7 protein-coding genes are annotated in these 8,720 nt (G+C 56.2%); 6 read left to right on the forward strand and 1 reads right to left on the reverse strand.

Features of this window, described 5'->3' with window-relative positions; all coding sequences use genetic code 11:
• Positions 1 to 333 precede the first annotated feature (333 nt).
• The 6 genes from extP (at position 334) to glgA (ending at position 7,596) form a co-directional block, all read left to right on the forward strand.
• Positions 334 to 1,155, forward strand: a complete 822-nt coding sequence (gene extP / locus IRZ24_RS12835) for a selenite/tellurite reduction operon b-type cytochrome ExtP (RefSeq protein WP_297164859.1) — start codon at positions 334 to 336, stop codon at positions 1,153 to 1,155.
• A gap of 189 nt (positions 1,156 to 1,344) precedes the next feature.
• Positions 1,345 to 1,884, forward strand: coding sequence for a hypothetical protein (locus IRZ24_RS12840; RefSeq protein ID WP_297164861.1), 540 nt, complete (start codon positions 1,345 to 1,347; stop codon positions 1,882 to 1,884).
• A gap of 39 nt (positions 1,885 to 1,923) precedes the next feature.
• Positions 1,924 to 2,628, forward strand: coding sequence for a Rieske 2Fe-2S domain-containing protein (locus tag IRZ24_RS12845; protein ID WP_297164863.1), 705 nt, complete (start codon positions 1,924 to 1,926; stop codon positions 2,626 to 2,628).
• Positions 2,629 to 2,906: 278 nt separating this feature from the next.
• Positions 2,907 to 3,887, forward strand: a complete 981-nt coding sequence (locus tag IRZ24_RS12850) for a c-type cytochrome (protein ID WP_297164865.1) — start codon at positions 2,907 to 2,909, stop codon at positions 3,885 to 3,887.
• Between the two features lie 494 nt (positions 3,888 to 4,381).
• Positions 4,382 to 5,887: a hypothetical protein gene (locus IRZ24_RS12855; RefSeq protein ID WP_297164867.1), complete on the forward strand. Its 1,506-nt coding sequence runs from the start codon at positions 4,382 to 4,384 to the stop codon at positions 5,885 to 5,887.
• 239 nt (positions 5,888 to 6,126) lie between these two features.
• Positions 6,127 to 7,596, forward strand: coding sequence for a glycogen synthase GlgA (gene glgA, locus IRZ24_RS12860; protein WP_297164869.1), 1,470 nt, complete (start codon positions 6,127 to 6,129; stop codon positions 7,594 to 7,596).
• 213 nt (positions 7,597 to 7,809) lie between these two features.
• Here the strand turns inward: glgA and IRZ24_RS12865 are convergent.
• Positions 7,810 to 8,720 (reverse strand): HAMP domain-containing sensor histidine kinase (locus IRZ24_RS12865; protein ID WP_297164871.1); only part of this gene is annotated, 911 nt, incomplete at its 5' end.

Here is an 8,720-nt window from a genome sequence, read left to right on the forward strand (position 1 = left end):
AGCAAGGGGTAGGCGAGGGGAAGAGTGAGGGGGGAAGAGAAAAGCCTGCCCGTCACTTGTCTTCACCTTACCCGCCTGGCGCCGATGCAACCTCTTCCCTAATGAAGGGCCAAGAAAAGGCCAAGCTGAGAGCAGACTACTGATCAGGTTAGGAAGGGGTACTCAGGGAGAGAGCCGGTGTGGTATAATCTGCCACGCAGCTGAGCGCCCATCTTCCGTCTTGCTATGCTATCAGGTCCCAGGGGAATCGAGAGACAGCACGCTAGAAACCTCTGGGCACAAGCTCAGATGGTTGTCACGCTCGCTGAGGGATGAGAACAGGAGGAACTGTGTGTGAGTTCACTACCTGAAAAGAAGAGCTTGCTCGACATCATCACGCAGAAGATCGTGGCGAGCCAGCTCTGGCGATCGATATTCCGCCACGGCTACCCAGACACCCCACTCAACCAGTCGCTGGTGATGATGGGGAATGTCTTCCTGCATCTGCACCCGGTGAAGGTAAGCCGCCAGGCGATGAAGATCACTTATACTTGGTGCATGGGAGGAATCTCCTTCTTCCTCTTCCTGGTGCTGACCCTGACCGGGGTCTTTCTCATGTTCTATTATGTGCCTGAGACCCACACGGCCTATCAAAACATCAACCAGCTCAGCAGCGCGGTTTCCTTCGGCCATCTGGTGCGCAACATGCATCGCTGGGCAGCTCACTTGATGGTCGTCTCTGTGACGCTCCATATGATTCGCGTCTTCTATCATGGGGCCTATAAACCGCCGCGTGAATTCAACTGGGTTGTGGGTGTGGGCCTCTTCTTCTGCACTCTCTTCCTGAGTTTTACTGGCTATTTGCTGCCGTGGGACCAGATCGCCCTGTGGGCTATTACTGTAGGAACAAACCTGGCTCCCTACACGCCGATTCTGGGACAGCCGGTCTATCAGGTGCTGGTAGGTGGCCCTGCAGTCGGCCAGGCAACGTTGATCCGTTTCTATGTCGGGCATGTAATCTTGCTGCCGCTGGCTACAGCTATCCTGCTGGCTGTGCACTTCTGGCGCATCCGTAAGGACGGTGGAGCGGCTGGGCCGCCGCCGCCGCCGCGGCGTGAGCTAGAGGCTCGTCTAGCGGAGGCTGAGCACGGGCTAGCGTCGACAGCCACACGCTAGCCTCTGCTGGCGAGGTGAGGGAGTGGCCTGGGCGGCACTCCTTCGCGACTCAAGCGCAAAACTCGCTCAGGGATTAGAGTAGCAGCCGTTGCCGCCTCTGGCTGGCTACGGGCCTGGTTGGTTCCCCAAAGGGGCTGGCCGGGTCAGGCAAAGCCATGCTCAGGGATTAAAAGCTGAGAGGATACGACAATGGCAATCGAACAGGAGTCCAAGGTACAGACACAAGCAGCGGCAACCCAGCGACGCTATCGCACGCTGGCGGTAGTGAGGCAGGAAGCCATCACGCGCGTTGAGAAACCGCTGGAAGACTCGGTCTTTGTCTGGCCTCATTTGCTGGTGCGAGAGTTCTTTGCCTCCACCATCGTGATGGTCATGCTGACCTTGCTGTCAGTGGCGATCGACGCGCCCTTGCGGGAGCCAGCTAACCCTAATGTCACGCCGAACCCGGCCAAGGCTCCCTGGTACTTCCTGGGCTTGCAGGAGCTGCTGCACTACTTCCCACCAACGATTGCCGGTGTGCTCATCCCCGGGTTGGTGCTAGTGGGGCTGGCTTGCCTGCCCTACGTGGATCGCAATCCCAGCCGTGCCTACGCAGACCGTAAGATCGCCATTGTGACTTTCACAATGTTTGTGGTCTTCTGGGCCTGTGTGACTCTGGCCGGGAGTTTCTTCCGTGGCCCTGGCTGGGTGTGGTATTGGCCCTGGCAAGGTCTTTTCTTTGACCTGTAAGGGAACTCTGGGAAAACGGAAGGAAAGGATCTGTTCTCTATGAGTATGGATTTCCCGCCGCGGGATGTAGATAAGCCACCCTTGACGCCGCAGCAGTACGAGGTGCTCCACGGCGGCGGCGCGGAGGCTGCCGAGCTTGCCCGGCAACGCCTTTCGCGCCGGCGCTTTCTGCGCCGTGCCACGCTGGCGGTCTGGGGCCTCTCGGCAACTACTGCGGTGGCCGGGGCGTTGAATATGCTCTATCCGAATCTGGCTGGTCAGTTTGGCTCAGCGCTCAATGTAGGCAATAAGAGCGATTTCCCTGCTGCTAAGCCCTCTGAGGCCAAGCTAGATCAGGCTGCCGTCTTCTATCGCCAGGAGGCAAAAACCTATGTGATCCATCTCGCAAAGGACACGCCTTTGCTGCTCTCTGGCCAGGCACTGAGCGATCAGTTGGATTCGGAGTGGATCGTCAAGGATAGCGATGGCTCGTACTGGATAGCGCTCTATCAGCGCTGTGTCCATCTGGGCTGCACGGTGCCTTTCCGTGATGACTGCGTAAGCTTTAAGTGCCCGTGCCACGGCTCGCACTATAATGTTGATGGCGAGTTCCTCGATGGCCCGGCGCCCCGCAGCCTGGATCGCTTCCGCATTCTCTTCCAGGGTGAAAGTGTGATCGTGGACACGTCTCAGCTGAACAATAAGGTTCAGCATCCTGATGCGTCCACGCGCCTGATCCCCGAGCCGACGATTGCCTGCGCCTGATGCTGGCTTTCTGTTCTCCGGCCCGGCTCCGCTCCTGAGCGAGCGGACAAATGGCTATCGCGTAAGGACCGAACTGGCTGACTGGCTGGCTGGGGGACTGCAGCAGCCTAAGAACAGTGGCTACAGCTTGACCGGCATGCCGCTTGCTCAGACCCGCTTGTCGCTGGCTTGCCCTGTTCCGGTGAGTCTAGCCGCCTGTCTTCTCGTCGGTTCCGTACTTGTCGAAGGCCGGAGGACAAAGCAAGCGTACAGGAAAAACTCGTGGAAAGGTAGAGTCTATGATCAATCCTGTCCAGGCAGCTATAGGCATTGTCGTGCTGCTGGTGACCGTTGGCGGCCTGCTTTATCTCTTTTACTCACGTACTAATGCGGTCGAGAAGAGTGGCTATGGGGCGCTGATCATGCTCTCCTTGATTACGCTCATGATTCCTGTCTTCTGGATCATGGAGAGCAATGGCCAGGCGATGGCCAAGGCCCAGCAGCATCAAACTGCCTTGGAACGCGGCGCTGAGCTGTATGCTCAGTACTGCTTCCAGTGTCATGGCACTAAGGGCCAGGGGCGAGTCGGCCCTAGCTTGAATAATAATCCCCAGGTCAACAAGTTGAGCGATAACGATCTCCTGCGTATTATTAGCGCAGGTATCTATAATACGAATACCAATCAGCTCAACGTGGCAATCATGCCGGCCTGGAGCGAGGATTATGGTGGCCCGCTGACCAACATCGATATCCAGTATCTCTTTGAGCTGATCCGTTCGTCTGACCCGGATTATCTGAAGGCCAATGGCCTGCCGGCGGGCAATGGTTTCGACCAGGTGCCATCTCTCATCCAGAAAAACAACCCTACCGCTTATCAGACGGCGGTTGCCCAGGAGAGTGCCGGGCAATTTGGCAACCCGGTCGATCTGACGTCGAAGAAGAACATCACGATCGATATGGTGACTTCGCCCAGTGGGGCGAGCTGTTCGCCGGCCTGCTATGATCCGGTCTATGTGAAGGTGAAGGTTGGGACCACAATTACGTGGGTCAATAAGGATACCCAGGCCCATACGGTCACGGCCCTGCAGACAGAGGATCTGAACAATAAGAAGATTGCCTCTAACATCTTCGACTCTGGTCTGTCGAAGCCGATCATGACTAATGGCACCTTCACCTACACGGTGACGATGGCAGCCTATAATCTGAATAAAGATCATAAGGTCTACTACTATTGCCAGTACCATCCAAGCATGGTGGCCGTACTTCTCATCGTGCCCTAATCTGAGAGCAAGGCGCTGGTGCGAGTACGAGCTATCTACTTGGTCTGGCTGCCGGTCCTATCTGGCCTAGCGCTATGCCTGTCTATACTTGCTGCTCTGTTGAACCAGACTGAGATGAGGCTGAGGGAGCGCGTGGGCTGGCGGCTGGCAGCCACGTTGGTGCTGGATCACCAGGCACGCCTCTGCTGCAAAGCAGATAGGCCTGAGTGAGAACGTCTTTCGCCGCACAGGCAGCCGGCAGCAGGTCTGCAGCTCGCGATAGTAGCTCCCAGAGGGCAGAGAGCTGATCGGCCTTCCTGGAGTGCTCTTCTTCCCAAGGACTGTTCTCTGGCGCTGGATGAGCTGCCTGCCTGTTAGACATATGTCAGGGAGGGCTGGCTCCAGATTTGCTGCTTCTGGCGAAAGGCGCTCTGATCAGAGCGGGGCTTCGTGCCCCATAACAAGCATGTCGCCGCAACTGTTTGTGGTACATGTCGTTGAAAGGGCTGGCAACTATGCAGAGAGTTCAACCACGGGAGCTGCCTGAGCGCATGTCGTGGGCACGTGCCCTGATCTTTGGTGTCGGCTTCTTCTTTATTACAGCCTTGCTGATCGGGCAGCTTCCGGGCTATATTTTCGATGAGCTAACGGCTTCTACGCTCCAAGGGATGGAGCAAGGCTCCCTTGCCCTTGGCCTGGTTTGTCTGCTTGGCTTCTTTGTCGTAGAGGTTATTGTTCTCCTCTTTGATCCAAAGCCAGTATTACCGCCCATGCTCTTTGTTGGCCTGGGCGTTATCCTCTTTGTTGGCGGGTTAGCGCTCCTTCTCTGGGCTGTGCTTACGCCGGTCACGGTTGGGGGAGTAACAACCAACAGCCAGTACTTCCCCACGGCGAACTTCTTCTGGCACCCGCTGCTGGATGGCAATCTGCTCTGGCTGGAGCCGGGAGCTATTGATTTTGTAATGATCGCTGTAGTGCTTCTCATTGCCGGTGCTGCCGCTATGTTCTACGGCGGCCTGGCGCTCAAGGAGCAGCGCGATCCTGACCGTAGCGATCCTGGCACCACGCCCACAATTCGGGGCCTCACAGTGCTGGGCAGCGTGGTGCTCTTCGCCTACATGATCTTCTCAATGCTGGTTGATCCCAACGCCCTAGCGGCGCGCATCAACCCCTCCTGTCCCACAGCGATTGATTTCGCCAAGGGCTGTGGCATGATTACCGGTCTCTTTGTGGTGAACGCTATTGAAGGTACACTGCTGGCGATCGCTGTGGCTGCGACCCTGGGGGCCTTTGCCCTACGCTTGCATTACCTAATGCGTCCGGTCCGCAAGCGGGTCATGGCGCCTTTCTACGCGGTTGGGGTCAATCTCTTGCCTTTCGGCCTGGTCTTCTTGCTACTCTGGTTTCTCCTTTACCCTTTGCTCGCCTGGATTCACAGCTGGTCTCTGGCGGGCCTAGGCGACTGGCTAACGGTTTGTGCGCGTAAGTCGGTCGTCCCTGGTTCCTGCACCTTCTCGCAGCAGGCAGGATACATCGTTGATGCTTTCCTGACGATGAACTTCTTTGTCCTCCTGATGGCGGCTGTCCGTGTCTGGCGCACGAACCGCAATATGGTCATCATCGGAAGCTTTTGGGTGGCTGCCATCCTGGGGCTGGCCACTCTGGTGACCCATCTGCACCCCGAGGAGGCTCTGATTGCCCTGCTCCTGTGTGGAGGCACGCTAGTCATGGTGACGATTTGGACAAGCGTGGCGCGGCGTGAGTTCGCTGTGGTGGGCGAGCGCAATCTTGGCTGTCTCGGTCAGTGGCTCGTGGTGGGAACCTGCCTCTTTGTCTATATCGCGGCTTTTGCTTTCTTCTCGATCCCCGGCTTCCGTGAGACAGAGCCTAACATCACCTTTACGCCAGGCCTCCTGATCCCTGGTAAGGGAGCACCAGACGCGATCATTGTCTTTATCCTGATGGGCCTTCTCGCCGCCCTTCAGTTCTACTTCCTGGTGCGCAATCGCTACAAAGTATGACGGGAGCTAGAAAGAGAGCGGCCTGCGGAGGGCGGCTTGTAGCTGGTCGTAGCTTCTTCTCTGAGCAGAGATGAGGGGAGGAGAGGCTCAGCGATCTGGCGGGCGTCGCAAGGCTGTCTGGCACTCGCCAATGGCGGGAAGAAAATGCCGTAGGGAGCCTGCGACGCTCTCTTTTTTTGGGTGCTGGATGATGTATAATGGGGGACAGAGTGTGAGAATGGGAAGACCAGGTAAACGCTATGCAGTCTGAGAGTCCGCTAAAGATTTTAATCCTCGCTGCGGAAATCGTGCCCTTTGTCAAGGTTGGCGGCCTGGCAGATGTTGTCGGCGCCCTTCCCAAAGCTTTGCAGGCCCTGGGGCATGATGTGCGCCTGGCGATGCCTCGTTATCGCCAGGTTGATCCCGAGCGCTTTCAGCTCACGCCGGTGCTTGATCGTATCACTGTGGACATGAATAAGTTCCAGGCTACGGTGAGCGTGCGCCGGGGTACCATCGGCAATGATATCCCTGTCTACATGATCGATGCTCCCCGCTTTTTTGAGCGCGAAAATGTCTATGGCTATACCGATGACGGGGAGCGCTTCATTCTGTTCTGTCGCGCCGCTCTTGAAGCCATGCGAGCCCTCGACTGGTCACCCGATATTATTCACTGCAACGACTGGCATACTGGTATTGTGCCGAATTGGATGCATACCATCTATCGCCATGATCCATTTTATGCAGGCGCGGCAACTGTCTACACGATCCATAACCTGGCCTATCATGGCATCTTTGGCTATCGCATCCTCGAGGTGGCCGGCGTTGCGGCCAATGGTTTCCTCTATCCGCAGATCGCCGAGCTGGCGAACGTGGTCGATATTATGGGGCGGGGTATCCTCTTCGCCGATGCGATTACCACGGTCAGTGAGCGCTATGCGCAAGAGATTCTGACGCCCGCCTTTGGCGAGAAGCTTGATCACTTGCTGCGTTCGCGTAAGGATCGCCTCTTCGGCATTCTAAATGGTATTGACTATGAAGAGTGGAACCCTGCTAACGATCGATACATTGCGGCAACATTTGATGCGAATACGTTAGAGCGGCGGGCGGAGAATAAACGAGCCCTCCAAGAGCAGGCCCACTTACCTCCTCGCCCCGATGTTCCTCTGCTAGCGATGATCTCGCGCCTGACTGATCAGAAAGGCTTCGATCTGCTCGCGCAGATTGCCCACCCGCTCCTAGCTCAAGGGGTGCAGTTTGTAGTCCTCGGCATTGGCGATCCTCATTATCAGGAACTGTTCCAGCATCTAAAGCAGCAGTATCCCGATCAGGTGGCCAGCTTCTTTACCTTTAATACGGAGTTAGCCCATCGCATCTACAGTGGTAGCGATATGTTCCTGATGCCCTCACGCTTTGAGCCATGTGGTCTCGGCCAGATGATCGCCATGCGCTATGGTAGCGTACCCATTGTGCATAGCGTAGGTGGCCTGGCTGATACTGTGCATGAGTATGATCCGCGCAGTGGCGAAGGCAATGGCTTTACCTTTATGCGCTATGACCCCTGGGAGTTGTTCGCAGCCATCGTGAGGGCACTGGAGCTTTACCGCTTCCCAGATATTTGGCGTGACCTCCAGCGTCGCGGGATGGCGGCAGACTATTCCTGGCATGCTTCGGCGGTCCGCTATGTCGATGTCTATCGCAATGCTCTCTCCTTCCATCAGCAAGGAAAGTAAGTAAAGAGAGATGGTGGGTTGGAAGGGGTGAGGAGATAACGAGGTTAGGGCGAAAGCCGCATGCCAGGAGAGGGGTGACTCTATTTTCCTTTATCCAAAAGCAGGCAGGCAGGGAGAGGCTAGTTGGCGCAAGGAAGGCTCATCCCCAACCCTTCACACCTTCGCAGACGTGCCTGGCACAGAATGCATTGGCGAGCGCTGATGTGATGCAGCTCAAATCTGACGCAGGCTTAGCCAGACGCAGGTGCCTTTGCCGGCGATGCCTTCGCTTTCTAGCCAAATCTCTCCTCCCATCTCCTCGAGCAGCCGCTTGCTAAGGTAGAGACCGAGGCCCTTACCTTGAGGCGCTAGCTGCTGGGCGATCTCTAGCCGCTGGAATGGTTGAAAGAGACGTTCCTGATCTTCGGGAGCGATGCCAATGCCCTCATCACGGATGGCAAGATAGATGCGTCGCCCCTCCGTATCTATAGCTGGCGGCGCGCTGCCCGGCCTGGTCTCGGTGAGAGTAATGTGGAGGTGGCTGCCTGGACTGGAATAGGAAAGAGCGTTGTTGAGTAAGTTACGAAGGACCTGACGCAGTTGTAGGGGGCGAGCCATGACATCACACTTGCTCAGTTTCAGCTCAAGCTGCCGCTGTTCGAATTGCAGGCGAGGAGCGAAGGAGGCCAATACGGAGAGCACTGCTTCTTTCAAGTCAAGGCGCTCAATGCCGCCAGAGTCACCGGAGCGCTGTGGTAAAATGATCGAGTCGAGAATGAACGTAGCCTCATCGCAGGCATGATTGATTTGTTGCAAATATTGATCGCAAAGCTCCCCTGTGAGCTGCTCGCGGTAACAGCGCAGCAGCTCGGCATAGCCCTTGATAGCGGCAAGGGGTGTTCGGACCTCGTGGTTGAGAATAAAGAGGAGCTGCTTGCCACTCTTCTCTTCCTCGATTAGCTGCTCATTTTGTTGAAGGAGATCAAGCTTTTCTTGCTCGATATGTCTTATTTCGCTACTAATCTTAAGAAAGGCGCAGCCGACAATCAGGATTTGAGCCGTAGCGAAGATCAGGTTACTATAGATAAAGACATCATATGATCTGAAAATACTTGGTATTATGATGGCGCTGAGAAGATTTAATA

Origin of the sequence: Thermogemmatispora sp. (assembly GCF_019683755.1) — a bacterium.
In the GTDB taxonomy this organism is placed as follows: Bacteria; Chloroflexota; Ktedonobacteria; order Ktedonobacterales; family Ktedonobacteraceae; genus Thermogemmatispora.

Excerpts from the sequence above, each read along its gene's own strand:
- IRZ24_RS12840 (WP_297164861.1), top strand. The coding sequence starts at position 1,345 with ATGGCAATCGAACAGGAGTCCAAGGTACAGACACAAGCAGCGGCAACC.
- IRZ24_RS12845 (WP_297164863.1), top strand. The coding sequence starts at position 1,924 with ATGAGTATGGATTTCCCGCCGCGGGATGTAGATAAGCCACCCTTGACG.
- IRZ24_RS12850 (WP_297164865.1), top strand. The coding sequence starts at position 2,907 with ATGATCAATCCTGTCCAGGCAGCTATAGGCATTGTCGTGCTGCTGGTG.
- IRZ24_RS12855 (WP_297164867.1), top strand. The coding sequence starts at position 4,382 with ATGCAGAGAGTTCAACCACGGGAGCTGCCTGAGCGCATGTCGTGGGCA.
- glgA (WP_297164869.1), top strand. The coding sequence starts at position 6,127 with ATGCAGTCTGAGAGTCCGCTAAAGATTTTAATCCTCGCTGCGGAAATC.